At 69.7% G+C, this 26,575-nt stretch carries 22 protein-coding genes; 11 read left to right on the top strand and 11 right to left on the bottom strand.

Going from position 1 to position 26,575, the window contains the following annotated elements; all coding sequences use genetic code 11:
• Nucleotides 1-11 precede the first annotated feature (11 nt).
• Both ACZ4UV_RS14285 and ACZ4UV_RS14280 read right to left on the bottom strand, forming a co-directional pair.
• Nucleotides 12-449: a hypothetical protein gene (locus ACZ4UV_RS14285; protein WP_451017175.1), complete on the bottom strand. Its 438-nt coding sequence runs from the start codon at nucleotides 447-449 to the stop codon at nucleotides 12-14.
• Entirely contained in the window at nucleotides 421-5,595 is a 5,175-nt protein-coding gene (locus ACZ4UV_RS14280) for a DUF6531 domain-containing protein (RefSeq protein WP_451017187.1), read from the bottom strand. The genes ACZ4UV_RS14285 and ACZ4UV_RS14280 overlap by 29 nt, the downstream gene beginning before the upstream one ends.
• A gap of 254 nt (nucleotides 5,596-5,849) precedes the next feature.
• Here ACZ4UV_RS14280 and ACZ4UV_RS14275 point away from each other — a divergent pair, with 254 nt between their 5' ends.
• Entirely contained in the window at nucleotides 5,850-5,987 is a 138-nt protein-coding gene (locus ACZ4UV_RS14275) for a hypothetical protein (RefSeq protein ID WP_451017174.1), read from the top strand.
• A gap of 96 nt (nucleotides 5,988-6,083) precedes the next feature.
• On the opposite strand, the gene ACZ4UV_RS14270 is transcribed toward ACZ4UV_RS14275, so the two are convergent.
• From ACZ4UV_RS14270 to ACZ4UV_RS14250, 5 genes are all read right to left on the bottom strand, one after another.
• Nucleotides 6,084-7,541 carry a sensor histidine kinase gene (locus ACZ4UV_RS14270; protein ID WP_451017173.1) on the bottom strand — a complete coding sequence of 486 codons (1,458 nt, stop codon included), beginning with the start codon at nucleotides 7,539-7,541 and terminating at the stop codon, nucleotides 6,084-6,086.
• The gene (locus ACZ4UV_RS14265) at nucleotides 7,542-8,294 is read right to left on the bottom strand and encodes a response regulator transcription factor (protein WP_451017172.1); all 753 of its coding nucleotides are present in this window, start codon (nucleotides 8,292-8,294) and stop codon (nucleotides 7,542-7,544) included.
• Between the two features lie 294 nt (nucleotides 8,295-8,588).
• Nucleotides 8,589-9,179 carry an FMN reductase gene (locus ACZ4UV_RS14260; protein ID WP_451021422.1) on the bottom strand — a complete coding sequence of 197 codons (591 nt, stop codon included), beginning with the start codon at nucleotides 9,177-9,179 and terminating at the stop codon, nucleotides 8,589-8,591.
• Nucleotides 9,176-10,297 (bottom strand): LLM class flavin-dependent oxidoreductase, encoded by a 1,122-nt coding sequence (locus ACZ4UV_RS14255; protein ID WP_451021421.1) that lies wholly within the window; start codon nucleotides 10,295-10,297, stop codon nucleotides 9,176-9,178. The genes ACZ4UV_RS14260 and ACZ4UV_RS14255 overlap by 4 nt, the downstream gene beginning before the upstream one ends.
• 95 nt (nucleotides 10,298-10,392) lie before the next feature.
• Nucleotides 10,393-11,073, bottom strand: a complete 681-nt coding sequence (locus ACZ4UV_RS14250) for a glycosyl hydrolase (RefSeq protein ID WP_451021420.1) — start codon at nucleotides 11,071-11,073, stop codon at nucleotides 10,393-10,395.
• A gap of 274 nt (nucleotides 11,074-11,347) precedes the next feature.
• Between ACZ4UV_RS14250 and ACZ4UV_RS14245 the strand changes: the two genes are divergently transcribed.
• Both ACZ4UV_RS14245 and ACZ4UV_RS14240 read left to right on the top strand, forming a co-directional pair.
• The gene (locus ACZ4UV_RS14245) at nucleotides 11,348-12,370 is read left to right on the top strand and encodes a thaumatin family protein (RefSeq protein ID WP_467838030.1); all 1,023 of its coding nucleotides are present in this window, start codon (nucleotides 11,348-11,350) and stop codon (nucleotides 12,368-12,370) included.
• Nucleotides 12,371-12,516: 146 nt separating this feature from the next.
• Nucleotides 12,517-13,374, top strand: coding sequence for an alpha/beta fold hydrolase (locus ACZ4UV_RS14240; RefSeq protein ID WP_451021418.1), 858 nt, complete (start codon nucleotides 12,517-12,519; stop codon nucleotides 13,372-13,374).
• Between the two features lie 306 nt (nucleotides 13,375-13,680).
• On the opposite strand, the gene ACZ4UV_RS14235 is transcribed toward ACZ4UV_RS14240, so the two are convergent.
• Nucleotides 13,681-14,163 carry a hypothetical protein gene (locus ACZ4UV_RS14235; RefSeq protein WP_467838026.1) on the bottom strand — a complete coding sequence of 161 codons (483 nt, stop codon included), beginning with the start codon at nucleotides 14,161-14,163 and terminating at the stop codon, nucleotides 13,681-13,683.
• Between the two features lie 113 nt (nucleotides 14,164-14,276).
• Between ACZ4UV_RS14235 and ACZ4UV_RS14230 the strand changes: the two genes are divergently transcribed.
• From ACZ4UV_RS14230 to ACZ4UV_RS14220, 3 genes are all read left to right on the top strand, one after another.
• Nucleotides 14,277-14,609, top strand: coding sequence for a YnfA family protein (locus ACZ4UV_RS14230; protein ID WP_451021416.1), 333 nt, complete (start codon nucleotides 14,277-14,279; stop codon nucleotides 14,607-14,609).
• 174 nt (nucleotides 14,610-14,783) lie between these two features.
• On the top strand, nucleotides 14,784-15,542 hold the full coding sequence (locus tag ACZ4UV_RS14225; protein ID WP_467838022.1) for an SDR family NAD(P)-dependent oxidoreductase: 759 nt from the start codon (nucleotides 14,784-14,786) through the stop codon (nucleotides 15,540-15,542).
• Nucleotides 15,542-15,712: a hypothetical protein gene (locus ACZ4UV_RS14220; RefSeq protein ID WP_451021415.1), complete on the top strand. Its 171-nt coding sequence runs from the start codon at nucleotides 15,542-15,544 to the stop codon at nucleotides 15,710-15,712. Before ACZ4UV_RS14225 ends, ACZ4UV_RS14220 begins: the two co-directional genes overlap by 1 nt.
• Before the next feature lie 214 nt (nucleotides 15,713-15,926).
• Here ACZ4UV_RS14220 and ACZ4UV_RS14215 read toward each other — a convergent pair whose 3' ends face one another.
• Complete coding sequence (locus ACZ4UV_RS14215; RefSeq protein WP_451021414.1) at nucleotides 15,927-17,120, bottom strand: RtcB family protein; 1,194 nt, start codon at nucleotides 17,118-17,120, stop codon at nucleotides 15,927-15,929.
• A 228-nt stretch (nucleotides 17,121-17,348) separates the two neighbouring features.
• Between ACZ4UV_RS14215 and ACZ4UV_RS14210 the strand changes: the two genes are divergently transcribed.
• From ACZ4UV_RS14210 to ACZ4UV_RS14200, 3 genes are all read left to right on the top strand, one after another.
• The gene (locus tag ACZ4UV_RS14210; protein WP_467838018.1) at nucleotides 17,349-18,185 is read left to right on the top strand and encodes a DUF3558 domain-containing protein; all 837 of its coding nucleotides are present in this window, start codon (nucleotides 17,349-17,351) and stop codon (nucleotides 18,183-18,185) included.
• Nucleotides 18,186-18,317: 132 nt separating this feature from the next.
• Nucleotides 18,318-19,217, top strand: coding sequence for a DUF3558 domain-containing protein (locus ACZ4UV_RS14205; RefSeq protein ID WP_451021412.1), 900 nt, complete (start codon nucleotides 18,318-18,320; stop codon nucleotides 19,215-19,217).
• Nucleotides 19,218-19,316: 99 nt separating this feature from the next.
• Nucleotides 19,317-20,660, top strand: coding sequence for a DUF2637 domain-containing protein (locus tag ACZ4UV_RS14200; RefSeq protein ID WP_451021411.1), 1,344 nt, complete (start codon nucleotides 19,317-19,319; stop codon nucleotides 20,658-20,660).
• A gap of 69 nt (nucleotides 20,661-20,729) precedes the next feature.
• Here the strand turns inward: ACZ4UV_RS14200 and lysS are convergent, their stop codons facing one another.
• A complete protein-coding gene (lysS, locus tag ACZ4UV_RS14195) occupies nucleotides 20,730-22,469 on the bottom strand; it encodes a lysine--tRNA ligase (protein ID WP_451023314.1) in 1,740 nt (579 codons plus the stop codon).
• A gap of 360 nt (nucleotides 22,470-22,829) precedes the next feature.
• Between lysS and argS the strand changes: the two genes are divergently transcribed.
• The gene (gene argS / locus ACZ4UV_RS14190; protein WP_467838011.1) at nucleotides 22,830-24,587 is read left to right on the top strand and encodes an arginine--tRNA ligase; all 1,758 of its coding nucleotides are present in this window, start codon (nucleotides 22,830-22,832) and stop codon (nucleotides 24,585-24,587) included.
• Nucleotides 24,588-24,753: 166 nt separating this feature from the next.
• Here the strand turns inward: argS and ACZ4UV_RS14185 are convergent, their stop codons facing one another.
• On the bottom strand, nucleotides 24,754-25,545 hold the full coding sequence (locus tag ACZ4UV_RS14185; protein WP_467838008.1) for an SDR family NAD(P)-dependent oxidoreductase: 792 nt from the start codon (nucleotides 25,543-25,545) through the stop codon (nucleotides 24,754-24,756).
• Between the two features lie 85 nt (nucleotides 25,546-25,630).
• Here ACZ4UV_RS14185 and ACZ4UV_RS14180 point away from each other — a divergent pair, with 85 nt between their 5' ends.
• A complete protein-coding gene (locus ACZ4UV_RS14180; RefSeq protein WP_467838005.1) occupies nucleotides 25,631-26,482 on the top strand; it encodes a helix-turn-helix transcriptional regulator in 852 nt (283 codons plus the stop codon).
• The last annotated feature ends 93 nt before the right edge of the window (nucleotides 26,483-26,575 follow it).

The following is a 26,575-nucleotide window of genomic DNA, read 5'->3' as shown; positions in this document are numbered from 1 at the left end:
TCATGAGTGGGCTATGAGTTTCGCCGACGCATGAAGGAAACCGCCCTCGCCGTATTCTGGTCGACCGGGCGGGCGGGGAAGGCGAATTCCCCTCTGACCACCTTGAGCGTGCCGCGCGCGGCAGTCGTCACGCCAGCCGAAAAAGCGACCGCGAGAATCTCGGCGAGCATGCTGTTGGCACCGGCTTCCGGGAAGGACATGATCGACTGAAACGCGTCGTGCTCGTAACGTTCCAGCCAATCTCGATCCGCACTCACAGTCAGCCAGTCCCCGTCGGACCGGATCTGGATGTTCTCCGCACCCAGGATCAGAGCTTCGGTGGCGATCATACCGGCAAGCTCGACAGGGTCGTAGGTGCCCGAGCGAAAGAACATGCCCTCATTCCCGCGCAGGTAATCCATCACGTCGATCGGGGTAAAGTCAGAGGGGCCGTATGTCAATTTCACCATCTCGCCTGAGCTTATTGAATAGATTGAAGGCGGATTCGGGGATGTGGAACTCGTAGCCTTCGAATTTCGGCGACTTCTTCGATTCGGGAATCTTCCGGGTCACTGCTCCCGCCTCCTCCAGCTTACCCATCGCGTCATCTGTGATCTTGACCGCGATGACCCCATGCTGTTTCCCAGTCCGGGCGGCGAAGAATTCTGCGTCGCCGTAATGGGTGGCGACGAAGAAGCCTCCTGGCCCGTCGGTGTGACCTGCGGCTGCCGCAGTTGCGTCCAAGCCCTTGTTGAGGATGTCGATCAACGCCGGCACCTCGGATCCGTGGTAGAACAACCCACCACCGGTAGACTTTTTCGGTAGCCCTTCGGATCCCAAAATCGACGTCTCGGATTCGTACGCCCCCCGCCGCCATCCGCTCAGTCCGCCGATGACCGTCACGCCTACTTGCTGGGCGAGTTCGTCCGCAGCAGCCTCATACTGGTCGGCGAGTGCGTCGCAGCCCTGTTGGCGGAGCATGTCCGCGGCGCGGTAGAGGCGGTAGGCGGGGCGGACGGGGAGGTACTTGTCGAGGTAGGTGCCGGCGCCGCCGTTCGCTCCAGTGAGGGCGTCGTAGGTGTCACCGATGAAGTCGAAGGGCGACTTGAGACCCTGCAGGAAGCCGTCGCCGAAGACCTTCAGGCCCTCGCTGAGGCTGTGGACGTGCCCGTCGTCGGGGTCACGAGGAGTCAGTCCGCTGGGGTCGGTGTAGAGGGTGGGTGCGTCGTTGGCGTAGGCGTAGGCCGAAGTGTAGGCGTTGTTGTGGTCGGGGGCGGCGGGGTCCGGGCGGTTGAAGCGGCCCGTTGTGGTGGTGTACTGGCGGGCGTGGAGGTCGAGGTTGCCGGTGGTGGTCTCGTAGCGGGCGCCGGTGTAGGCCGGGGTGCTGGCAGGGGCGCCGCTGGTGACGGTGTTGAGGGTGCGGGTGCCGTAGGGGTCGTAGGTCCACCGCTGGTAGAGGGTGCCGGTGCTGCCTGTGACGTCGACCGGGGAGCCCTGGGTGTCGTGGTGGTAGTAGAAGAGCGCGCCCGACGTGGTCTCGGTGGCGGCGGGCTGGCCCAGGGGGTCGTAACGGTAGGACTGCTTGATCGCTCCGGCGCTGTCGTACTCGGTGGCCAGCTGCGGGACCGAGGCGTTGAGGTCCCAGTCGAGGCGGCCCTGGACGGTGCCTGATCTGCTGGTGGTGAGCTGGTTGCCGGCACCGTCGTGGGTGTAGGTGTAGTTGGTGCCGGCGATGGTGGCGGCGGCGATCTGTCCGGCGAGGTCGTAGGTGTAGGTGTTGGCGCCGGCCTTGGTCTGGTTGCCCTCGGTGTCGTAGGCGTAGGCGGTGGTCGTGGAGCCGGTCGTGCTGGACATCAGCTCGTCGGCCGCGTCGTAGCCGTAGCTGGTACTCGTCGTGCCGAGCGTCGAGGTGAGGCGGTTGCCGACCTGGTCGTAGGTGTAGGTGGTGGCACGAGCTGCCGGGCAGCCCACGTCGGTGGGTTGCGGGGCGCAGCCGGAGGTCAGGCGGCCGGCTTCGTCGTAGGTCTGGTCCCAGCCGCCGCTGCCGACGCCCGCGCGTGAGACGTTCACGTGGATCGGGAGGCCGCCGGGCGACAGGCTGAGGGAGGTGCTGGTGACGGTGGTGCCGGCCTTCGCGGAGGTGACGTTGTACAGCCGCCCGCCATAGTCGTAGGCGCGGGTCTCGGTCTCGGTGTTGGGCAGGGTGGTGGTGGTGAGGTTGCCCGCCGGATCGTAGGCGTAGCTGGTGGTCTTGGAGTCGGCCGTCATGGTCTTGGTGCGGCCGTCGTCGTCGTAGGTGTAGCCGACGGTGTTGCCGTCGCCGAGGGTGCGGCTGAGCATGTGGCCGGCGGCGTCGTAGGTGTAGGAGAAGCCGCGGTTCTTGGTGAGCCGGCCGACGAAGTCGTAGCCGAAGTCCTCGGTGAGGGAGCTGTTGCCGCGGGAGGTGAGCCGGCCGGCGGCGTCGTAGCCGTAGCTGACGTCAGGGGTGGAGTCGGAGTAGTCGGTCTTGCTCAGCAGGTTGCGGGCGTCGTAGGTGAGAGTGGTGGTGCCGCGCGGGGTGGTTGTGCCGTTCTGGTTTCCGTCGGGGTCGTAGGAGTAGGTGGTCGTCCGGTTCAGCGGATCGGTGACCGAGTTCAGGCGGTGGTCGTCGTCGTAGCCGTAGGCGGTGACGTGGTTGTTCGCGTCGGTGCGTGTCTTGAGGTCGCCGACCTCGTCGTACTCGTACAGCGTGGTGCCCTGGGCGATGGCGTCCAGCCTGGTCAGCCGGTCGAGGTCGTCGTAGTAGTAGGAAGCGGTGGCGCCGTCGGGGTCACGCTGCCATGCGAGGTTCCCGTTCGCGTCGTAGGTGGTGTCGGTCTCACCGGCCAAGTTCCAGACGGTCTTCGGGTTGCCGTTGGCGTCGTAGTCGTACCAGGTCGTGTAGTTGTCTGCTGTGGCACCGGCGACGTTACCGCGGGGTTCGGTGGACGAGTAGAGGCGGCCGTCGGCGTCGTAGGTCCAGCTCTGCTTGTTGCCCAGCGGCGAGGTAGTGCTGAGCATGTTGCCGTCGGCGTCGTAGTCGTAGGTGGTGGTCTTGGTCAGCTGGTCGGTGGTGGTGTGGAGCCGGTTGTTCTTGTCGTAGGCCGAGATGACGGTCTTGGTGTACGGGTCGGTGACCTTCGTGACGTTGTCGTCGGCGTCGTACTCGTAGAGGGTCGACTTCTTCAGCGCGTCGGTGACCTTGACGGGCCGGTTCACGGCGTCGTACTCGGTGGTCACGTACGCGCCGGTCGGGTCCGTGACCTTCGTGCGGTTGCCGGCGTCGTCGTACTCGTAACTCGTCGTGTAGACGGCCGGGTTGGCGCCAGGCAGATTGCCGCGCGCGGAGACGGCGCTGCTCAGACGGCCCAGCTTGTCGTAGTTCCAGACCGTCTTGTTCTTGAGTGGGTCGGTCTCCGAGGTGACGTTGCCGTACGTGTCGTAGGTCCGGATGATCGACTTGTTGAGCGCGTCCGTGGTCTTGGTGAGGTTGCCGGCGTCGTCGTACTCGTAGCGGGTGACGTTGCCCCGGTTGTCCTTGACGGACGTGAGCTGTTCGGCGCCGTTGTACTCGTAGCCGGTGGTGTGGCCCAGCGGATCGGTCACGGACTTCAGCAGACCGCGTCCGTCGTAGGTGTAGTGAGTGGTGTACCAGTCCGGGTGACCGCCGGAGACGTTGCCGCGCGGGCTGGTCATGGTCAGGACGCGGCCCGCGGCGTCGTAGGTGAAGGTGGTCTTCTCACCCAGCGGAGTGGTCACCGACGTCCGGTTGCCGGCGCTGTCGTAGTCGTACGTCGTCTGGTTCCCGCGCGGGGAGGTGACGGTGTGCAGAGCGCCCTGCGCCGTGTACGTGTACGACGTCTTCCCGCCCAGCGGATCGGTGCTGGAGGTCAGCTGGTTGGAGGTGTTGTAGCCGTACGAGGTCGTGTAGGTGCGGCCGTCGGTGTGGCTCTTGACATTGCCCGCGCTGTCGTAGGTCCAGCTCTCGGAGTACCCGAGCGAGCTGGGGGAGCTCCGGGAGAGCATGTGCCCGGCGCTGTCGTACGTCATCGACGTGGTGTTGCCGCGCTGGTCGGTGATGTCGACCGGGCGCAGCTTCTGGTCGTAGTCGTAGGAGACGGTCTTGCCGTAGGGGTCGATGCTCTGCATCAGCACGTTGCCGGAGTACAGGTCGGTCCAGAGGCCCCCGTCGGGCGCGGTGGTGTACGACTCGCGGCTGTTGTCGTCGGTGTCGTCCCAGGTGAAGTTGGTGGTCTTGTTGTTCTGGTCGGTCTGGGTCTTGATCCGCCCGTCCGGGTAGTACGTGTTGGAGACCGTGCCGCCCGCGGGGTCGGTGTACGAGGACAGCCTCTTGTCCGCGTTGTAGGCGTAGTGGGAGGTCCGGCCCGCCGGATCCGTGACCGAGGTCAGCAGGCCGCCGTCGTAGCCGTAGGAGACCGACGTGGTGTCGGGGAGGTCCACCTCGCTCAGCAGGCCGTCGGCGTTGAAGGTGAAGCCGGTGGTGCGGCCCGCCGCGTCCTTGACCGAGGACAGCTTGCCGGAGCTGTAGGTCAGGGTCAGGCCCTGGCCGGCCTTGTCGACCACGGACGTCAGCTGACCGGAACCGCTGAACGTGCGTTTGGTCTGGTCCGGAGTGGTGAGTGTGTAGGTGCTACCGCTCTTGGTGAGCTTCGCCGTCGACGCAGCCGGTGTGGTGTACGTGCCGTCGCTGGCCTGGGTGAAGACGAAGCTCGCCCCGTCGTCGGCCTGGTAGGTCACTGAGCCGGAGGAGACCGTCAGCCTCGAGTCGAACGGTGTCGCCCAGCCGGGGCCGAGCAGTCCGCTCGTGGCGGAGTCGGAGCGGTAGGTGCGGTCCAGGGACACCTGGGTACCGACGCCGACCATCTTGGCGTCCGTGAGCTGCTCGTAGAACATGCCGGTGGCTGTGTTGACCGGGTCGGCCCGGTGGGCCTGCCCGTAGCAGGAGCAGATGCCCGCCTGCGCGCCGGGAATGCCCGGTGTGTAGAAGGCCGTCACCGGCGGGGAGGTGGTCCCCCTCGGACTGTAGGTACCGTCCGCGCCTGTCATGAAGACATAGGCGTAGTACTTCTTGCCGTCCTGGAGAAGACCGCCGAGTTTGTTGGATATCCACCAGAAGCACTGGTCGGCCGGGTGGGAGTCGGCCGGCCACCAGCCGTAGCACCAGGCGCCGTTGTCCGGGGTGTTGCCCACCGGATTGTCGGTGGCCTTCTTGACCTCGTGCTGGTAGACGTAGTTGCCGTTCTCGTCCAGGAGGTACAACCACAGCCCTGAGTACGAGGAGGCGGTGGTGCCCGCGGCGAACTGCAGATATCCGCCGATCGACAGGTAATCCGGATAGGCGATGGCGGTGGAGGACACCCAGGCCGGGTCGGCGGTGGCCGCGGCGGCCAGGGTCGCGGCTCCACTCCTGGCGGAGGGCTTGGCAGCGGGCCCCTGCTTCGGGAGCTTCTGCGGTCTGCTGTGCGGCTTCTGGGTCGGCTTCCCCAGACCCTTGTCGTGAGAATTCCGGAACTTCCCCATCGGCGACAGGTCGTTCCGGGACTGCTTCACCTGCTTGCGCCGCTCGGCCAGCGTCATGGCCTTGGGCGGCTTGGGCAGGTCCGCGGCTGTCCGGACCTTGGCCGGAGCAGCCGCGGACACGGCGGCGGGACGGGCCGGGAGAGCCCAGGCCGGAACCACGCCCGCGATGGCTATCAGAGCCAGGGCCAGGACCACTATGAGGGGTCTTCGTGATCGTGTGCGCACAGTGCATCCCTTGCGTGGTGACAGTGAACGTCGTGCGCAGGGATCCTTGATCAACGAACGCATGAAATAACTTATGGATTACTTATATGGCTGAACCGAACCAGCACGTCGAGACTTTCGGCGACGTAATGCCTGTTCAGATGAGAGCCCATGAACTCGCCACTCCAGGAAATGGCCTGATTCTTTCCATGGAAGTGAGTGAATTGCGCATCGACAGGAAATGAAGGACAGAAGTCCCTCGTCTGCCGGACTTCTTCCGAGGGCCGCTGATCGGGTGACGGACAGCGCGGAGGGCCGACCGGCTGTTCACGGCAGGTGGTTCACGCGCGCGGCAGCCCGCCGCCCACGATCCCCCCGCCCACCGTGAACCCGATCACCGCCCCGCCGCCCTCCCTGCGGAAGGCGAAGGGGGCGCCGCCGTGGGCCATGGCGACCTCGCGGACGATGGAGAGGCCGAGGCCGGAGCCGGGGAGGGAGCGGGCGTCGGCGGCCCGGTAGAAGCGGTCGAAGATGCGGATCAGGTCGCCCTCGGCGATACCGGGGCCGCGGTCGAGGACCTCGACGCGGACAGTGCCCGGCCGGGCGGGGCCGGTGACGCTGATCTCGATGGGGGCCTTGCCGTCCCGGTCGAACTTGGCCGCGTTCTCCACGAGGTTGGAGACGGCCCGCTGGAGCATGCCGGGGCGGCCGTCGGTCGTGGTGTCGCCGGCCGCGCGCAGCACGATCTCGCGTCCGGTACGGCGCCGGGCCAGCCCCGCCACGTCCTCCGCGATGTCGGCCAGGTCCACGCGCTGCGGGGGCTCGGTGTCGGACTGCCCGGCCGCGAGGTCGACCAGCTCGTTGACCAGGTCGGTCAGTTCGCGCGCCTCCTGACCGAGGTCGGCGACGAGCTCGTCACGGGTCGCGGGCGGGAGTTCGTCGATCCGGCGGAGCAGGGAGATGTTCGTACGGAGCGAGGTCAGCGGGGTGCGCAGCTCGTGACCCGCGTCCTGGACCAGGCGCCGCTGGTCCTCCTCGGACTGGGCGAGGCGGCCCAGCATCCGGTCGAAGGCGCGGCCCAGCCTGCCCACCTCGTCCAGTCCCGTCACCGGCACCTGGATGCCGAGCTGCCGGGTGCGGGCCACGTTCTCCGCCGCGGAGGTGAGGATCACGAGCCGGCGGGTGATCCGCCTCGCCAGCCACCAGCCGAACAGCCCGGCGGCCACCACCACGGCCGACATCAGCAGCAGGGTCCGCTGCTGGAGCGCGTTGAGCAGGTCCTCGGTGTCGCTGAACTCCTGCGCCACCTGCACCGCGCCCCGCCCGCCGCCGAGCGCGACCGTGGCGATCCGGAACAGGTCCTCGCCGGCCTGGACGTCCTTGTGCTGGACCGTCTTCCCGGCCGCCGCGGCGGTGGCGGCCGCCCGGTCCGCGGCGGTGACGGGCAGCACCGGACTGCCGCGGTCGATGATCTCGCCCCGCGCGCCGAGCACCTGGACGTCGGTGCGCGCGGGACGGACCAGGTCATGGCCGGGCTGGGAGGAGGAGAAGTCCGCCGGCACCATCTTGTGCTGCTTGACCTCGTCCTGGACGTCGGAGACGACCTGCGTGAACACCGACTGCTGGTCGACGCGGACCAGCCGGGCGGCGGCGTTGTACGACAGGATGCCGACGACGATCGTGACGGCGGCCGTGACCGCCGCGAAGGAGACGACGAAGGTGGTCCGCAGGGAGACGAGGCCCGGCCGGCGCCGGGCCAGTACCCGTGTGAGCCGCTCCAGGCGCCGGAGCGGGCCCACTCAGTCCTCCCGCAGCACGTAACCCACGCCCCGGACGGTGTGGATCAGCTGCGGGGCGCCCGGCTCGTCGAGCTTGCGGCGCAGGTAGCCGACGTAGACGGCGAGGTTCTTGGAACCGGGCCCGAAGTCGTAGCCCCAGATGCGGTCGTAGATCGTGGAGTGGTCGAGGACGATGCCCGCGTTGCGCGCGAGGAGCTCCAGCAGCTCGAACTCGGTGCGGGTCAGCTCCAGCTCGCGCCCGCCGCGCCAGGCCCGGCGGGCCTGGAGGTCCATCCGCAGTCCGGCCGCCTCGATCTGCCGGTCGGAGACCTGCGGCTCCCGGCCGGACTCGGCGGGCACACCGCCACCACCACCGCCACCGCTGCTGCCGCCGCCGGTGGTCACGGGCAGGGTCCGGCGCAGCAGCGCCCGCAGCCGGGCGAAGACCTCTTCGACGTCGAAGGGCTTGACGACGTAGTCGTCGGCGCCGGCGTCCAGTCCCGCGATCCGGTCGGCGGTCTCCACCAGCGCGGTCAGCATGAGGATCGGGGTGCGGTCCCCTTCCGCCCGCAGGACGCGGCAGACCTGGAGGCCGTCGATGCCGGGCATCATCACGTCCAGGACGAGGACGTCGGGGCTGGTGCGGTGGGCGTGCGCCAAGGCCTCCACACCGTCCGCGACCGCAGTCACCTCATAACCCTCCAGGGTGAGGGCCCGCTCCAGGGCGTGGCGGATGGCGCGGTCGTCTTCGGCGAGCAGCACAGTCTGGGGCACCTCCCCAGTCTGCCAAGGCTTCCGGCGGTTCTGCCGTGGCGAGCGGGCCTACGATCACCCTTTTTACCTGCCTCTCACCGTCACAGAGGCAACCGGGCGTCGCGATTCGACTGCGGGCCGGTGGGGGTTGCTCGCGCAGTTCCTCCCCCAGCCTTCGGCCGGGGGTACCCCCAGCGCCCCTTACGGGGCGCTGTCAGCTACATGGCTGCGGGCAGGCGTGCCGCAGGGCGGCACGGGTGGGCGCAGCTGCACCCCGCCAACGCGGGCGAGTGAAGCCCCCCGCCCCGGCCCCCCTCAGCCCGCGGCCAACCTCGCCAGCTGCTCCGCGAACGGCACGACCGGCAGCGCCTCGGGCTCCTCACGCACGGCCCGGCGAAGCCCCTGCATCAGCGCCGCCAGCTCCCCCGCCGCCCGCTCGACGCGCCCCTCCAGGCCCTCCGCTCCCCAGTCCTCCGACGCCGCGTACACGCCCGTTGGCACGACCACCGCCCGCAGGTACGCGAACATCGGGCGCAGCGCGTGCTCCAGCACCAGCGAGTGCCGTGCCGTACCCCCGGTCGCCGCGATCAGCACCGGCTTGCCCGCCAGCGCGTCCTTGTCGAGCACGTCGAAGAACGACTTGAACAGTCCGCTGTAGGAGGCCGTGAACACCGGCGTGACCGCGATCAGGCCGTCCGCCTCGGTCACCGCCTCCAGGGCCGCCGCGAGCTTGCGCCCGGGGAACCCGTTGGTGAAGTTGTGCGCGATCTCGACCGCGAGGTCGCGCAGCTCCACCACCTCCAGCTCGACCTCGGCCTGCCGGCCGACGGCCGCCGCCAGCCGGTCGGCCAGCAGCCGCGTGGACGACGGCACGCTCAGCCCCGCCGAGACGACGACGAGCTTCATGCCCCGACCTCCTTCTTGTCCGAAGCCTTGTCGGCCTTCTTCTCCTCCGCGGCGGCGGCCAGCAGCGACGCGTGCGTCGGCGCCTCCGGGACGTCCGCCGGACGGCCCTTCGCGAACTCCTTGCGCAGCACCGGCACGACCTCCTCGCCGAGGATGTCGAGCTGCTCCAGGACCGTCTTCAGCGGCAGCCCCGCGTGGTCCATCAAAAACAGCTGGCGCTGGTAGTCGCCCGCGTACTCGCGGAAGCCCAGCGTCTTCTCGATCACCTGCTGCGGCGAGCCCACCGTCAGCGGGGTCTGGTCGGTGAAGTCCTCCAGGGACGGCCCGTGCCCGTAGACCGGCGCGTTGTCGAAGTACGGCCGGAACTCGCGCACCGCGTCCTGCGAGTTCTTCCGCATGAACACCTGGCCGCCGAGGCCGACGATCGCCTGCTCGGGCGTGCCGTGCCCGTAGTGCGCGAACCGCTTCCGGTAGAACTCGACCATCCGCTTGGTGTGGTCGGCGGGCCAGAAGATGTTGTTGTGGAAGAAGCCGTCACCGTAGTAGGCGGCCTGCTCCGCTATCTCGGGCGAGCGGATCGAGCCGTGCCAGACGAACGGCGGCACGTCGTCCATCGGCCGCGGGGTGGAGGTGAAGCCCTGCAGCGGCGTGCGGAACTTGCCCTCCCAGTCGACGACGTCCTCGCGCCACAGCCGGCGCAGCAGGGCGTAGTTCTCGATGGCGAGGTTGATGCCCTCGCGGATGTCCTGCCCGAACCAGGGGTAGACCGGCCCGGTGTTGCCGCGGCCCATCATCAGGTCCACCCGGCCGTCGGCCAGGTGCTGGAGCATCGCGAAGTCCTCGGCGATCTTCACCGGATCGTTGGTGGTGATGAGGGTGGTGGAGGTGGAGAGGATCAGCTTCTCCGTCTGCGCGGCGACGTAACCGAGCATGGTGGTCGGCGACGACGGCACGAACGGCGGGTTGTGGTGCTCACCCGTCGCGAACACGTCCAGGCCGACCTCCTCGGCCTTCAGCGCGATCGCGACCATCGCCTTGATGCGCTCCCGCTCGCTCGGCGTCCGGCCCGTGGTGGGGTCCGGCGTGACGTCGCCGACCGTGAAGATCCCGAACTGCATGCTCGCTCACCCTCCAGGTTGTTTACGATTCAACTATACCCGCAGAACGAGACCCCACCGCCACCTATTCCCCGCACCCGGAGCGACCCCACCGCTCAGCGCGCCGCCTGGAAGGCCCGGCCCGCCGCCGTGGCCGCCGTACCGCTCGTGAAGAGCCCGCTGCCCGGCTTCGCCGGGTCGGCACCGAGCCCGAACCACGCGTACCGCTGCACGTACGGCAGCGCGTCGAGCGCCTTCGTGGACGCGGTGACGAAGTCCGCCTGCTGCCGCGCCGACGGGAACCGGGTCCCCTGCGAGAAGTCGATCAGCGCGTACTCCGTGAGCCAGATCGGCTTGTGGTACCGCGCGTACACCGCCGCCAGGTACGAGGTCAGCTGCTGCACGGCCTGCGGGGTGCGGAAGTCGCCGCCGTACCAGTGCAGCGTGATGAAGTCGACCCGGTACCCCTTCGCCTGCGCCCCCGACATGAACCGGTCCAGCCAGCCGCCGGCCGTGTCCGCGCCGTACGCCACCGCCGGGCTGCCCAGCACCTTGCCCGCCGCCATCAGCTTGGGCCACAGCCCCAGCGCCTGGTCGACGGTCATGTTCGACTGCCGCGCCATGTCGGGTTCGTTGAAGCCCAGGAGGTACGGCCCCTCGGCCCGCGCCTGTGCCAGCGCCGGGTCGGTGACGGAGGCGGCACCCCAGATCATCGGCACGAAGGAGGCCGAGGACGGGGTCGTCACGCCCTGGTGCTGGGTGTTCCAGGTGTAGTACCGGCTTGCCCTGGCAGACACGCGGTCACGAGGTGTTCCAGGGCCGCTCTGTCCCCCGCGCGGGCGGCCGTCACCACGCCGGGGTCGGGTCCGCTCCGATGGTTCTCGGTCATGTGGGTCTGTTCCTCCGCGCAGAGTCCGGCTGATCCGGCTGTCGGTACGGAGACCCCGCCGACGACGCGGGGACAACAGAAAAACCGGCGAGTCGGCTTCGCGATTTGTGTTGTGCGGCCCTCGTCGCGGAGGTCACCGAAAGGCAGGCACACATCAGGCACCGCCCGAGGAAGGCACCAGGATGGCACGAGGACGCAGGAGACACGGCGCGAGACCACCGCGACGCCGCTGGTGGTTCGCCGGCGCGGCCGCCCTCGCGACGACCGCCACCGTGATCGTCACCTACGGCATGTGGACACCCGCCGGAACCCACACCGCGGCCCCGGACCGGCAGACGGCCGCGGCCCTCCCGTCCGCGCCGTCCGGCACCCCGCTCTCCCCGCCAGCGAGCCCCGGCATCTCCCCGTCCCCCTCAGCCCCGGCGAGTGCCAAGGCGTCGGCATCGGCGAAGACCACGCGTACGCCGGCGACCGCCGCATCCCACCAGACCCCCAAGGCCGCGCAGCCCACCACCGCCCCCGCCGGCCGACGCCTGATCACCGTCGTCAACAAGACCCCGCAGACGGTGTGGGCGGTCGTCACCGGCACCTCCGCCTACCCGGCGGGCCGCGAACTCGCCCCCGGCCAGAGCCTCTCGGTGACCGTCGCGAACAACTGGGGCGGCCGCATCTGGGGCCGTACCGGCTGCGCCGACGGAACGGCGGCCGGCCCCTGCGCCTCCGGCGACTGCACCAGCGTCTGCACCGGCGGCAACCCGCCCACCACCCTCGGCGAGTTCACCTTCGACGCCTACGCGGGCATGGACTTCTACGACGTGAGCATGGTCGACGGCTCCAACCTGCCCATGTACATCAACATCTCCCACACCACGACCACCGACCCGGTCAGCGCCTCCGGCTGCTACCAGGGCACCTGCACCACGGACGTCACCTGCCCCAAGGCCATGCAGGCCCTCTCCGGCGGCCGGGAGATCGGCTGCGAACCGCCGTGCGCGGCGTTCGGCGGCGACACGTACTACTGCCGCGGCGCCTGGGCGGCCCGCGACAACTGCGTCCCCGCCAAGTGGCCGGTCGACTACACCCAGGTCTTCAAACGCGCCGAACCTTACGCCTACTCCTACGCCTTCGACGACGGCGCGACCATGCCCTGCAAGGGCGCCTGCTACTACCGGGTGACCTTCGGGACGACGGCCGGCGCCACCTGATCACCGCGGGCGGCGGCGGAGCGCGGGCCCCGGGGCGCGGTCACCCGTTCACCCGGACGGCCCGCGCACGGGGACACGCCGACGGGCGTCCTCGACGCTGGAATCCCGGGCGTCGCCGACGCCTCGCACCGAAGGACCGGAGCAGCATGCGAATACCGCGCGAAGCCCGCCGCACCGTGAACGGCGCCCGCTGGGGCGCAGCACTCCTGGCACTGTCGGGAACCACCGCCGTCCTCGCCCCCATGACGGCACTGGCCGGCGGCCCGAGCGGAGATCCCGGCCGGCAGAAGCCCACCATCGTGCTCGTGCACGGCGCCTTCGCCGACGCGTCGAGCTGGAACGGCGTCGTGCAGCGGCTCCAGCAGAACGGCTACACGGTGGACGCACCGGCCAACCCGCTGCGCGGTGTCGCCCAGGACTCGGCCTACCTCGCGAGTTTCCTGAAGTCCGTCAAGGGACCGATCGTCCTGGTCGGACACTCCTACGCCGGAGAGGTGATCTCGCAGGCCGCCGTCGGAAACGACAACGTCAAGGCCCTCGTCTACATCAACGCGATCATGCCGGACAAGGGAGAGTCGCAGGCCACCCTCGCCGCGAAGTTCGCTCCCGCCCCTCTCACCAAGGCCCTGAAGCTGGTGCCCTTCCGCGGCGCTGACGGCACCACCGGCACGGACGTGTACATCCAGCCGGACAAACTGCGCCAGGTCTTCGCCGCGGACCTGCCCAGTAGCCAGACCACCCTCATGGGAGTCACCCAGCGCCCGATCGCGATGTCGGCGTTCGCGGACAGACTCACCGGCGCCGCCTGGCACACCAAGCCCGTGTACGCCCTGGTCGGCAGGCAGGACCGAGCGATCAACCCAGCCCTGGAACTGTTCGAGGCGAAACGCGCCAACGCCCGCAAGACGGTGGAGATCGACTCCTCGCACGTCTCCCTCGTCTCCCACCCCCAGGCGGTGAAGGACCTGATCGTCGACGCCGCCGAGAACTACATGTGGCATTAGGGCGGCGGCATGGGGGCGGGGCACCCAGGGCGCCGCGTCATGGGTGCCCCGCTCTCGCCGACCGGCGGAAAAGCGGCCCGGGGAGCGCGGGCAGTGAAAGGGTCCCGGCGCCGGTCACCGCGGCCGCCGCTTCGGACCCCATCGTGGTCGCTCGCCCGTGCGTGCCGTGCATCCGGTGCCGCCGTACCCAACTGATGGTGCGCATGCGTGAATTACCGACCCCGCATGCCCGGACGACCGGGACGCCCCGCACGCCCGGGCCGCTCCAGACGCCCCGGACGCCCCGGACGCCCCGGACGCCCCGGATCAGAACGCGTACGGATCCCCCGTCGCCAGCACCAGCACCCGCTGCTTGTCGTTCGTACGGTCCTGGTCCACCGCGCCCCCGCCCCACACCACGTCCACCGACAGCGTCACCTCGGCCGGCCGCTCCCGCAGCCGCACCGGAACCACCAGCTGCTCGCCGGGCACCTCGACGGCCAGCGGCCCGGTGTCGCACACCACCTCCCGGTCACCGGTGCGCGCACACCCGCCCGGCAGCTGCTGCGAGTCCGCCAGCGGCGCCGACGAGACCAGCCGCACGCTGGCCCCGGTCACGCCGTCCGGCCCGTGGTTGCGCGGAGTCACCCGGACCTCGACCGAGTCCCCGCTCAGCACCGCGGACCCGTGCACCTCCAGATCCGCGCTCCCGGCCCAGGCGGCACCACCGCCGCCCACGACCAGCACACCCACCGCCACCGCCACCGCCACCGCACCGGCCACCGCCGGCCCACCACGACGCATCGCCATGCCACCCGTCCCGTCCGTCCGTCGGTTCGCACTCGTACGGATGTATGCCACCCCGGCCCCGCCGCAGGCGCCCCCCATCAGGTGACACCCGCCGGACGTGACACGCTGCACGCATGCTGATCCTCCGCTCCGCCGCCCTGTTCGTCGTGGCCGCGTTCTTCGAGATCGGCGGCGCCTGGCTGGTCTGGCAGGGCCTGCGCGAACACCGCGGCTGGCTCTGGATCGCCGGCGGCATCCTCTCCCTCGGCGCCTACGGCTTCGTCGCCACCTTCCAGCCGGACGCCCACTTCGGCCGCATCCTCGCCGCGTACGGCGGCATCTTCGTCGCGGGCTCGATCCTGTGGGGCGTCGTCGCCGACGGCTACCGCCCGGACCGCTGGGACCTCACGGGCGCGGCGGTATGCCTGGCGGGAATGGCCGTGATCATGTGGGCACCCAGAAACTGACGTGATCGTGCCGAGGCAAAAGGGCGGGGGCTGGGGGTACCCCCGGCCGACGGCTGGGGGGAACTGCGCGAACAACCCCCACCGGCCCGCAGCCGCCCGATTCCGCACCAACCACGGCGCCTAGACTCACCAGAGCAAGCCGCACGAATACCCCCCGCTGAGGAGCACACCCCCATGGCCCCCTCCCCCATCGCGGTCGTCACCGGCGCCAGCAGCGGCATCGGCGCCGCCACCGCCCGCCGACTCGCCGAGGCCGGCTACCGCGTCGTCCTCACCGCCCGCCGGGAGGACCGTATCGAGGCCCTGGCCAAGGAGATCAACGACGCGGGCCACCAGGCCACCGCCTACCCCCTCGACGTGACGGACCGCGCGGCGGTGGACGAGTTCGCGACGGCCTTCAACACGGTCGCCGTCCTCGTCAACAACGCCGGCGGAGCCCTCGGCGCCGACCCGGTCGCCACCGGCGACCCGGCCGACTGGCGCACGATGTACGAGACGAACGTCATCGGCACCCTGAACCTCACCCAGGCCCTGCTCCCCAAGCTGGAGGCGAGCGGCGACGGCACGGTGGTCGTGGTCTCCTCCACCGCCGGCCACGGCACCTACGAGGGCGGCGCCGGCTACGTCGCCGCCAAGCACGGCGCCCACGTCCTCGCCGAGACCCTCCGCCTGGAGATCGTCGGCAGGCCGGTCCGGGTCATCGAGATCGCCCCCGGCATGGTCAAGACCGACGAGTTCGCGCTGACCCGCTTCGGCGGCGACGAGGAGAAGGCGGCGAAGGTCTACCAGGGCGTCGCGGAGCCCCTCACCGCGGAGGACGTCGCCGACACCATCACCTGGACGGTGACCCGCCCCAGCCACGTCAACATCGACCTCCTGGTCGTCCGTCCCCGCGCCCAGGCCTCCAACACCAAGGTCCACCGGGACCTGTGATGCCGGACGACAACGACCCCGCGGCCGCCTGGGAAAGGCACCTCGAAAAAAGCCGCCTGGAGCAGGAGAAGAAGAACGAACGCCAGGTCTGGTACTTCCTCGCCTACTTCCTCTTCGGCATCCACATCATCGCCTTCGTGATGATCTACGCGGTCCGGCACGCGAAGTAACCCCGCACGGGACACCACATCATCAACTCGACGGCCCTCGGCAGGAATGCAGCCCAGCCGAGGGCCTGACCGGCAGGGAGTGGAGCTTCCCTGTGGCTGAATGCGAGCCTCGTCGCCAGAACCGCCGCCGGAAGCCGTTGCACGGCGTAGTACCGCTGCCGGACTGAGCGGCGCATGAGGGGCGCGGCGCGCAATCGTCGCGCCCCTCACCGTCCTAGCCCTTCACACAGACGACCTGCTTCAGCTTCGCCACGACCTCCACCAAGTCCCGCTGCTGGTCGATGACCTGGTCGATCGACTTGTAGGCGCCGGGGATCTCGTCCACGACCCCGGAGTCCTTTCGGCACTCCACGCCCCGCGTCTGGTCCTCCAGGTCCTTCGTCGAAAAGCGCCGCTTGGCCGCGTTCCGGCTCATACGCCGACCCGCACCATGCGAAGCGGAATTGAAGGACATCTCGTTGCCGAGACCCTTCACGATGTACGACCCGGTGCCCATGGAGCCGGGGATGATGCCGTATTCCCCGGTTCGGGCGCTGATCGCGCCTTTGCGGGTCACGAGCAGGTCCACGCCTTCGTAGCGCTCGCGGCTCACGTAGTTGTGATGGCAGCTCACTTCGGGTTCGAAGGTGACCCTGGCCTTCTTGAACTCCTTACGGATCACGTCTTTGAGGAGGGCCATCATGATCGCCCGGTTGTACTTCGCGTACTCCTGAGCCCAGTAGAGATCGTGCTCGTAGGCCGCCATCTGCGGGGTGTCGGCGATGAAGACGGCGAGGTCGCGGTCGACCAGGCCCTGGTTGTGCGGAAGCTTCTGTGCCACGCCGATGTGGTGCTCGGCGAGTTCCTTGCCGATATTCCGGGAACCGGAGTGCAGCATGAGCCACACCGAACCGGACGTATCAAGGCACACCTCGGTAAAATGATTTCCGGATCCGAGTGTTCCCATCTGCCGATGAGCCCGTTCCCGACGGAATTTGACCGAATCCGCAACCCCGTCGAACCGCCCCCAGAACTCCCCCCACCCGGCCGCAGCCAGCCCATGGAAGTCCCCCGGCTCCACCGGATCCGCATGCATCCCCCGCCCCACCGGAATCGCCTGCTCGATCTTCGAGCGGAGCCGCGACAGGTCCCCCGGCAGGTCGTTCGCCGTGAGGGACGTCTTCACCGCGGACATCCCGCAGCCGATGTCGACCCCCACCGCCGCCGGGCACACCGCACCCCGCATGGCGATGACCGACCCCACCGTCGCGCCCTTCCCGTAGTGGACGTCCGGCATCACCGCCAGGCCCTTGATCCACGGCAGGGTCGCGACGTTGCGCAGCTGCTGGAGTGCCACGTCCTCGACGGTCGCCGGGTCGGTCCACATCCGGATCGGTACCTTCGCGCCCGGCATCTCCACGTACGACATGTCTTCCTCATTCCCCCGCGGACAGCACATCAAAAAGGACAAAAAGCTTTAAATCAAACAAAACGCAAATGCGGCGCCAGAGATCCACGAACCAGACAGGGGACCGGCGTTCACAGCAGTGCGTGCGGTAGACATTGTCTCCAGCGGGCGCCCCACTGCGGCAAGCGATTAACCAGCGGGGACACCGGAGCAGGACCCAGCGGACCAGCGAACGGAAGGAGCCTGACCGTGCAGCGGAAGGCGTACGTAACCGGCATCGCCGCCCTCCTCGCGGCCCTGCTGGCCGGCTGCACGAGCGGTTCCAGCGGTGGCGACGACGCCACCGACAAGAACGCGGACACCAGCACCGCCACCGTCGCCGCCCAGCCCGGCAAGTACCGCACCCTCCCGGAGGCCTGCGGCGCGGTCAGTCACGACACCCTCGACTCCCTGCTGCCGGGCATCGCCCAGATCACCGACGAGGAGCAGCGCGAGAAGGCGTACGCGGGCGAGGCAGCGCTCACCTACGACACCGACCGCAAGGTCGGCTGCCACTGGAAGATCGAGTCCACCGACGCCACGGACCGGCTGTCCGTCGATTTCGAGCGCGTGGTGTCGTACGACAACGCGGTCAGCGACGACAGCGAGGCGCAGACGATCTACACGCAGCTGAAGGCTGCGGCGGACATCCCCGAGTCCGCGCCCCCGAGCCCGGCCGAGACGGAATCGCCGTCGGCGTCGGACTCCCCGTCGGCGTCGGCGTCGGGCTCCGCGTCGCCCACCGGATCCGCCGACCCGTCCTCCTCGACTTCCGCCTCCGCCTCGTCCTCCGCCACCCCGGCCGGTCTCCAGCCGCGCACTCTCTCCGATCTCGGCGACGAGGCGTATCTCGACGACCAGCTCACCGGCTCGGGTTCGACGGCCGAACAGCGGACGGTGACTGTGGTGTTCCGCACGTCCAACGTCGTCGTGACCATCGTGTACGAGGAGCAGCCGATGGCCACCGGGACCGTGCCGGACAGCAAGGAAATGCAGGACAGGGCGCAGAATCTGGCCGGGCAGCTGGCCGAGGCACTCAACGGCTGAGGGCTCCGGCACGCCCTGCGCACCCCGCCCGCAAAGGGCGCGAACCGAAACCGCACAGCTCCCTCACCGCGTACCGTGGCCCCTCGGACCCGATCCGACCGCAGGAACCCCGAACGTGTGAGTGAAGGAACCATGCAGCGAGTAGCAGTCCAGTCAGACGACCAGCGCGCCCGGAACGGGCGGAACGCACGGCGACGGGCGGGGCGCCTGCGCCGAGGCCTCGTCTGTGCGGCCGCCGTCCCCGTCGTGGCGCTGTTCGCGACGGCCTGTTCCTCGGACTCGGACGCCGCCGCGCAGGGGACGGGCGGTGGGTCGGGTTCCACTGCCGGGTCCGCGGACGCCGGCGGCTCCACGGCTGCTTCTCCGACCCCGACCGTTCAGGCGGCCAAGTACGCGAAGCTGCCGGAGCCGTGCGCGGTGCTGTCGAAGAAGACGCTCACCGCGCTGGTGCCGAAGGGCGCGAAGTCAGGCAAGGAGGGCACGTCGGACGACGTGGCCACGCGGGGCAGTTGCTCCTGGAGCAGCCTGGACAGCAACGGGGTGAAGGGTTCCCAGTTCCGCTGGCTCAACATCTCCTTCCTGCGGTTCGACTCGGACTCCAGCCGTGGTTCGGGGGAGAAGCAGGCGGAGGCGTACTACGCGAGCCAGGTGCAGGGTGCGCAGTCCGTGGCGGGTGCCAAGAACACCAAGTCGGAGCCGGTGGCCGGGGCCGGAGACCAGGCGACGGCCGTGCGCTACGACCTGAAGAAGAAGGAGGGTGCCTTCAAGCAGCAGACGGTCGTGGCGCGTGTCGCGAACGTCGTCGTCACCCTCGACTACAACGGTGCGGGTCTGGCGGGCGGGAAGGCGCCGGACGCGGGCACTCTGACGAAGGCGGCGGAGCAGGCGGCGAAGGAGGCCGTGGTGTCGGTGGGGACGGCCAACGGGTCGGGTTCTGCGCCGAGTTCACCTGCGGCGACGCCCTCGAAGTCGGCTTCCAAGTCGGCCTCGCCGTCCGCGTCGCCCTCCAAGTCGTCAGCCAAGAAGAGCTGACCGGCCATACGTGCGCCGCACTGATGTGCCACCCTGTTGCGCGCAACAACACGCAAGGGGAGGGGAGTACCGGTGGCCGCGCCAATGCAGCTGACTCGGATGCACCGCGTTCTCATCGGCGTGGTCGTGACCGGCGCGATGATCATCGCCGGCATCGGCTTCGCCGGCTCGTACGCGGCCGTCCGTGAGCTGGCCATCAAGAAGGGTTTCGGGAACTTCGCCTATGTCTTCCCGATCGGCATCGACGCGGGTATCTGCGTCCTGCTCGCCCTTGACCTGCTGCTGACCTGGATCCGCATCCCCTTCCCGCTGCTGCGGCAGACGGCCTGGCTGCTGACCATCGCGACGATCGCCTTCAACGGCGCGGCGGCCTGGCCGGACCCGCTGGGTGTGGGCATGCACGCGGTGATCCCGGTGCTGTTCGTGGTGGCGGTCGAGGCCGCCCGGCACGCGATCGGCCGGATCGCGGACATCACGGCGGACAAGCACATGGAGGGGGTGCGCCTGACCCGCTGGCTGCTCTCCCCGGTGCCGACCTTCCTCCTGTGGCGCCGGATGAAGCTGTGGGAGCTGCGCTCCTACGACCAGGTGATCAAGCTGGAGCAGGAACGTCTCGTCTATCAGGCGAGGCTCCGGTCCCGCTTCGGGCGGGCCTGGCGCAGGAAGGCTCCGGTGGAGTCCCTGATGCCACTGCGGCTGGCCAAGTACGGCGTCCCGCTGGCGGACACGGCCCCGGACGGTCTGGCGGCGGCGGGCATCGACCTTCCGGCGCTGCTGCCCGCTGCCGAGTCGGCCGCGGGCGCTCGTGCCGCCGTCGCGGCGCCCGCCCCGCAGCAGGCGGCGCCTGCCGGCGGGCAGCGCCCGGAGCTGGTCCCGGGCCCCCGTCCCGAGCAGCCTGTGTACGCGTCCGAGCCGGAGCCGCCGCTGCCGCCCGACCCGGAGGTCAACCCCTGGCTGCATGCCAGGAACCCGCAGCAGATCGAGTACCACGGTGACTACGACCCGACGTACGAGCCCCAGTTCTCCGAGGAGCAGTACGCGGCCTGGCAGTACCAGCAGGAGCAGGAGCAGTACCAGCGCCAGCTGCGGGAGTACGAGCAGGCGCAGCTCCAGCAGCAGTTCCCGCCGGAGCAGGTGCCCCAGGAGCAGCAGCCTCTTCCCGAGGAGTCCCCGTCGGAGACGACGGGCAGCTTCCCCATCCCCTCCGGCCCGGGCCGTACGCGTGAGCTCGGCGAGGGCGGTGGCCCGCCGGAGCCGACGGAGGAGGACTTCTACCTGGTCTTCAAGAAGTCGATCGACGGCGGCTACCCGAGTTCGAGCCAGTTCAGGGGTGACGTGGAGGCGACCTACGGTATGACGCTGGCGCAGCGTGACGCGGAGCGCATGGTCAACCGCTTCACCAACCGTCACACGGCGGAGCTCCAGGAGGACCACATCGCGTAGGCGAGCCCGTGGGGCATGAAGAAGGGGCCCTCCTCTGCGGAGGGCCCCTTCTTCATGCCGGCGTCGGTGTCACGCCCCGAGCAGGGCCCGTACCCGGTCCTGTCCCACGGCGAGCAGCAGCGTGGGAAGCCGCGGGCCGGTGTCCCGCCCGACCAGCAGGTGGTAGAGCAGGGCGAAGAACGTCCGCTGGGCGGTCTTGATCTCCGGCGGCAGCTCCTTCGGCGTGGCGTCGGCGGAGAAGCCGGCCTGGACCTTGGGGACGCCGTAGACGAGGTGGGTGAGCCCGTCCAGCGACCAGTGTTCGGCGAGCCCGTCGAGCAGGAGCCGTACGGACTGCTGGGACGCCTCGTCGAGGGACTTCAGCAGTTCGGCGTCGGGCTCGTCGCGGACGATGGTGCGCTGGTCGGCGGGCACCTGGGTGTTGATCCAGGCCTCGGCCTTGTCGTACCGCGGCCGGGCCTCGTCCACCGATCCCAGCGGGTTCGCGGGGTCCAGTTCGCTGAGGATGCGCAGCGCCTGGTCCTCGTGCCCGGCGGTGATGTCGGCGACGGAGGCGAGGGTCCGGTAGGGCAGCGGGCGCGGCGTCCGGGGCAGCTCGCCGCCGGCCGTGCGGACGGCACGCGCGTGCGCGGCGATGTCGCCGGGCAGCGCGGACCCGTCCGCGACCTTGGCGTCCAGCTTGTCCCACTCGTCGTAGAGCCGCTGGATCTCCTGGTCGAAGGCGATCTTGAAGGACTGGTTGGGCCGGCGCCGGGCGTACAGCCAGCGCAGGATCTGGGGCTCCATGATCTTCAGCGCGTCGGCCGGGGTGGGCACCCCGCCCCGGGAGGAGGACATCTTGGCCATGCCGCTGATGCCCACGAAGGCGTACATGGGCCCGATGGGCTGCTTCCCGCCGAAGATCCCGACGATCTGCCCGCCGACCTGGAAGCTGGACCCCGGCGACGAGTGGTCGACACCGCTGGGCTCGAAGATCACGCCCTCGTAGGCCCACCGCATGGGCCAGTCGACCTTCCAGACCAGCTTGCCGCGGTTGAACTCGCTGAGCCGGACGGTCTCGGAGAAGCCGCACTCGTTGCAGGTGTACGTCAGCTCGGTGGTGTCGTCGTCGTACGCGGTGACGGTGGTCAGGTCCTTCCCGCACCCGCCGCAGTACGGCTTGTACGGGAAGTACCCGGCGGTGCCGGACGAGCCGTCGTCCTCGCTCGCCGCGCCCGAGCCCTCCTCGGCCTCCAGCTCGGCCTCGTCGACGGCCTTCTGCTGCTGCTTCTTGGGGGCCTTCTTCGTCCGGTACTGCTCCAGGATCGCGTCGATGTCACCCCGGTGCTTCATGGCGTGCAGCACCTGCTCCCGGTACACACCGGACGTGTACTGCGCGGTCTGGCTGATCCCGTCGAACTCCACACCGAGCTCGGCCAGCGACTCGACCATCGCGGCCTTGAAGTGCTCGGCCCAGTTCGGGAACGCGGAGCCCTTCGGCGCGGGCACGGAGGTCAGCGGCTTGCCGATGTGCTCGGCCCAGCTCTCGTCGACCCCGGCGATACCGGCGGGCACCTTGCGGTAGCGGTCGTAGTCGTCCCAGGAGATCAGGTGCCGAACCTGGTGCCCGCGCCGCCGGACCTCGTCGGCGACCAGGTGCGGGGTCATGACCTCGCGGAGGTTGCCGAGGTGGATGGGCCCGGACGGCGAGAGCCCGGACGCGACGACGACCGGTTTGCCCGGGGCCCGACGCTCCGACTCCTCGATGACCTCATCCGCGAAACGGGAGACCCAGTCGGTGGTCTCGGTGCTCTGAGCCACGATCGGCACGTCCTTCTTTCTGGCACGGGACAGCCGGTACGGTCGCACGGCTGACCGCTCCATTGTCCCAGCCGAGGTCGAATCCACGAAAACGGGTTATCGAGACCCTCCTGAGCGGCGGCGCAACCGCCCTTCTGCGGATGCGGGGAACTGCGGCACGCCTCCGGATCGGCGGCGCAGCCGCCGTTCTGGGGGCGCTGGGGGTACCCCCGGCCGAAGGCTGGGGGAGGAACTGCGCGACAAGCCACAACGCACCCGCGCCCGGCCACGCACCGGACCCCCCGAGTTCGTAGCCGCAAAAACCCCTTTACCCCCCGTGAAATACTGGACCCGTCTACCAAGCCCCCCGAGGAGAACGGCTCCCACCCCATGGCCCCGGTCACGTCCCTCAGCGCCTCCGTCAATCAGCAGCTCACCGACGCCCTCTCGGCAACCTTGCCGGAGGCCTCCGTCGACCCGCTGCTGCGACGCAGCGACCGGGCCGACTACCAGGCGAACGGCATCCTCGCCGCCGCCAAGAAGGCCAAGGCGAACCCGCGGGAGCTGGCGACGCAGGTCGTCTCCCACCTCACCACCGGCGCGGACCTGATCCAGGACGTCGAGGTCTCCGGACCCGGCTTCCTGAACATCACCCTCTCCGACCGGGCGATCACCGGGAACCTGGCCGCTCGGTACGCGGACGGCGACCGGCTCGGCGTGCCCGCGAAGGCGGAGCCGGGCATCACGGTGATCGACTACGCGCAGCCGAACGTCGCCAAGGAGATGCACGTCGGCCACCTGCGCTCCGCGGTGATCGGCGACGCCCTGCGCGGCATGCTCGACTTCACCGGCGAGAAGACGATCGGCCGGCACCACATCGGCGACTGGGGCACCCAGTTCGGCATGCTCATCCAGCACCTGATCGAGAACCCGGACGAGCTGTCCGCGGAGACCGACACGGACGGCGAGCAGGCGATGTCGAACCTGAACCGGGTCTACAAGGCGTCCCGGGCGGTCTTCGATGCGGACGAGGCCTTCAAGGAGCGGGCGCGGAAGCGGGTGGTCGCCCTGCAGTCCGGCGACAAGGAGACCCTCGACCTGTGGCAGCGGTTCGTGGACGAGTCGAAGGTCTACTTCTACTCGGTCTTCGAGAAGCTGGACATGGAGATCCGGGACGACGAGATCGTCGGCGAGTCGGCGTACAACGACGGCATGCCCGAGACCGCCCGGCTCCTGGAGGAGATGGGCGTCGCGGTCCGCTCCGAAGGCGCACTGGTCGTCTTCTTCGACGACATCCGGGGCAAGGACGACCAGCCGGTCCCGCTGATCGTGCAGAAGGCGGACGGCGGCTTCGGCTACGCGGCCTCCGACCTGACGGCGATCCGCAACCGGGTCCAGGACCTGCAGGCCACGTCCCTGATCTACGTCGTGGACGTCCGCCAGTCGCTGCACTTCAAGATGGTCTTCGAGACGGCGCGGCGGGCGGGCTGGCTCACCGACGACGTCACGGCGCACAACATGGGCTACGGCACGGTGCTGGGCGCGGACGGCAAGCCGTTCAAGACGCGTGAGGGCGAGACCGTCCGGCTGGAGGACCTGCTGGACGAGGCGGTGCAGCGGGCCGCCGAGGTGGTCCGGGAGAAGGCGCAGGACCTGACCGAGGACGAGATCCAGGAGCGGGCCCAGCAGGTCGGCATCGGCGCCGTGAAGTACGCGGACCTGTCGACGTCGCCGAACCGGGACTACAAGTTCGACCTGGACCAGATGGTCTCGCTCAACGGCGACACGTCGGTGTACCTCCAGTACGCGTACGCCCGTATCCGGTCGATCCTCCGCAAGGCGGGAGAGGTCCGGCCGGCCGCGCACCCGGAGCTGGAACTGCACGCGGCGGAGCGGGCGTTGGGCCTGCACGTGGACGCATTCGGCGACACGGTCTTCGAGGCGGCGGCGGAGTACGCCCCGCACAAGCTGGCCGCGTACCTGTACCAGTTGGCGTCCCTGTACACGTCGTTCTACGACAAGTGCCCGGTCCTGAAGGCCGAGACCCCGGAGCAGGTGGAGAACCGCCTCTTCCTGTGCGACATCACGGCCCGGACCCTGCACCAGGGCATGGCGCTGCTGGGGATCCGGACGCCGGAGAAGCTCTGACCGGTCCGCCGGCGGTGGCGCGTGATCAGCTCAGCGCGCCGCCGCTGACGAGCAGCTGCTGTCCGCTGATCCAGCGGGCCGGCTCGCCGGTGAGGAACTCGACCGCGTCCGCGACGTCGGGCGGGACCGACGGCGAGGAGCGGCCCGGAACCCGGGCCGCTCCTGTTCAGGCGCCGGCGCCGCCGTCGACCGGGACGATCGCGCCGGTCACGTACGAGGCGCGGTCGCTGAGCAGCCAGGCGGCCGCCTCGGCGATCTCCCGGGGCTCGCCCATCCGGCCCATCGGGATCCTCGCGCTCATCCCCTCGATGATGCCGGGGGTCGCCGCCTCCCATTCGTCGATCATTTCGGTGGCGGTGCCGCCGGGGGTGATGCCGTTCACCCGGATGCCGGCGGGGGCCAGGTCGACCGCGGTGGTCTCGGTGAGGCTGTTGAGCGCGCGCTTCATGGCCCCGTAGGCGGGCAGGCCGGGGTTGGCGCGCCGGCTGCCGATGCTGGAGGTGTTGACGATGGCCCCGCCACCGGTGCGGCGCATGAGGGCGGTCTCGGCGTTCATGGCGGTCCAGTGCGCGCGGAAGTTCACGGCGAACTGCTTGTCGATGTCCTCGTCGGAGGTGGTGTCGACCGGGCCGGGCCGCTGGATCACCGCACCGTTGTTGAAGGCACCGTCGAGCCGTCCGTGCAGTTCCTCGACGCGATCGACGGCGGCGCGGATACTCGCGCTGTCGGCGAGGTCCAGGGTGGCGGCGTCGGCGGTGCCGCCGTCGGCGCGGATCTCCTTCACGATGCGGTCGAGGGCGTCGGTGCTGCGGGCGGCGAGCACGACGGCGGCGCCCTCGGCGGCGAAGAGCCGGGCCGCGGCCGCGCCGATCCCGCGGCTGGCGCCGGTGACGAAGACGACCTTGCCGTCGAGCAGGCCGGCGGGTCCGATTTCGGTGGTGTTCGTGTTGTTCGTCATGGCAACAGCGTCCGGTCGGCCGTCGGCCGGATACAGGCACAGGCTGTACCAGGATCCGCCGCCGGGCGGCGCGCACACTGGGCGTATGGACAGACAGGAACTTGGGGCGTTCCTCCGCAGCCGCCGCGAGCGACTCCACCCGCAGGACGTCGGCCTTCCCTCCGGCCCGCGCCGCCGCACGCCAGGGCTTCGCCGCGAGGAGGTGGCGGTCCTCGCGCACATCTCCACCGAGTACTACATCCGCCTCGAACAGGGCCGGGCGCCACGCCCCTCGGGCGACGTCCTGGCGGCGATCGCGGGAGCGCTGCGGCTCACCGACGCGGAGTCGGACCACCTCCACGTCCTCGCGGGCACCGCCCCGAACCGTACGGGACTGCACCGGCGCGACGTCCGCCCCAGCATCCTCACGCTCCTGGAACGGCTGCCGCAGACCGCCGGCTTCGTGATGTCCGCCGCGTGCGAGGTCCTCGCCTGGAACGACCTCGCCGCCGCGCTCATGGAGGACTTCGCCCCGCTCGCCCCCGCGGACCGCAACCTCGCCCGCCGGGCCTTTCCCGGACCGGAGCGCACCGAAGCTCCGCTGTACGGGATCTCCGACGCCGCCGACTTCCGCCTCGGCGTCGTGATGCAGCTCCGCACCACCCTCGCCCGCTACCCCACCGATCCCGCCGTGACCCGACTCGTCGACGAACTCCGCGACACCAGCCCCGACTTCGCCCGGCTCTGGGAGCGGCACGACGTGCAGGCCGCGCCGATGCTCACGAAGACCTTCCGCCACCCGGCCGTCGGCGAGGTCACCGTCGACTGCGACACCCTCGCCCTCACCGACCGCGACCAGTACCTCGTGCTGTTCAGCGCACCGCCGGGATCCCCCGACGCCGAGGCCCTGGCCCTGCTGAACGTCCTGGGAACAGGGGCCGGTCAGTATCTGCCGTAGCGCCCCGGCAGGTCACCGCCGTACGCCCGTCACGACCGAGCGCTCGAACTCGGCCCAGACCACCTTGCCGAGTGTCCGTGGGACAACCGCGTC

The organism is Streptomyces sp. NPDC028289 (genome assembly GCF_055565975.1).
This window is presented reverse-complemented; position numbering and strand designations above follow the sequence as displayed.

Bases quoted from the DNA above. Each gene is read 5' to 3' on its own strand.
- ACZ4UV_RS14285 (WP_451017175.1), bottom strand. From the start codon at position 449: ATGGTGAAATTGACATACGGCCCCTCTGACTTTACCCCGATCGACGTG.
- ACZ4UV_RS14280 (WP_451017187.1), bottom strand. From the start codon at position 5,595: ATGACGCTGGCCGAGCGGCGCAAGCAGGTGAAGCAGTCCCGGAACGAC.
- ACZ4UV_RS14275 (WP_451017174.1), top strand. From the start codon at position 5,850: ATGGCTGAACCGAACCAGCACGTCGAGACTTTCGGCGACGTAATGCCT.
- ACZ4UV_RS14260 (WP_451021422.1), bottom strand. From the start codon at position 9,179: ATGAAGCTCGTCGTCGTCTCGGCGGGGCTGAGCGTGCCGTCGTCCACG.
- ACZ4UV_RS14255 (WP_451021421.1), bottom strand. From the start codon at position 10,297: ATGCAGTTCGGGATCTTCACGGTCGGCGACGTCACGCCGGACCCCACC.
- ACZ4UV_RS14245 (WP_467838030.1), top strand. From the start codon at position 11,348: ATGGCACGAGGACGCAGGAGACACGGCGCGAGACCACCGCGACGCCGC.
- ACZ4UV_RS14240 (WP_451021418.1), top strand. From the start codon at position 12,517: ATGCGAATACCGCGCGAAGCCCGCCGCACCGTGAACGGCGCCCGCTGG.
- ACZ4UV_RS14235 (WP_467838026.1), bottom strand. From the start codon at position 14,163: ATGGCGATGCGTCGTGGTGGGCCGGCGGTGGCCGGTGCGGTGGCGGTG.
- ACZ4UV_RS14230 (WP_451021416.1), top strand. From the start codon at position 14,277: ATGCTGATCCTCCGCTCCGCCGCCCTGTTCGTCGTGGCCGCGTTCTTC.
- ACZ4UV_RS14225 (WP_467838022.1), top strand. From the start codon at position 14,784: ATGGCCCCCTCCCCCATCGCGGTCGTCACCGGCGCCAGCAGCGGCATC.
- ACZ4UV_RS14220 (WP_451021415.1), top strand. From the start codon at position 15,542: ATGCCGGACGACAACGACCCCGCGGCCGCCTGGGAAAGGCACCTCGAA.
- ACZ4UV_RS14215 (WP_451021414.1), bottom strand. From the start codon at position 17,120: ATGTCGTACGTGGAGATGCCGGGCGCGAAGGTACCGATCCGGATGTGG.
- ACZ4UV_RS14205 (WP_451021412.1), top strand. From the start codon at position 18,318: ATGCAGCGAGTAGCAGTCCAGTCAGACGACCAGCGCGCCCGGAACGGG.
- ACZ4UV_RS14200 (WP_451021411.1), top strand. From the start codon at position 19,317: ATGCACCGCGTTCTCATCGGCGTGGTCGTGACCGGCGCGATGATCATC.
- argS (WP_467838011.1), top strand. From the start codon at position 22,830: ATGGCCCCGGTCACGTCCCTCAGCGCCTCCGTCAATCAGCAGCTCACC.
- ACZ4UV_RS14185 (WP_467838008.1), bottom strand. From the start codon at position 25,545: ATGACGAACAACACGAACACCACCGAAATCGGACCCGCCGGCCTGCTC.
- ACZ4UV_RS14180 (WP_467838005.1), top strand. From the start codon at position 25,631: ATGGACAGACAGGAACTTGGGGCGTTCCTCCGCAGCCGCCGCGAGCGA.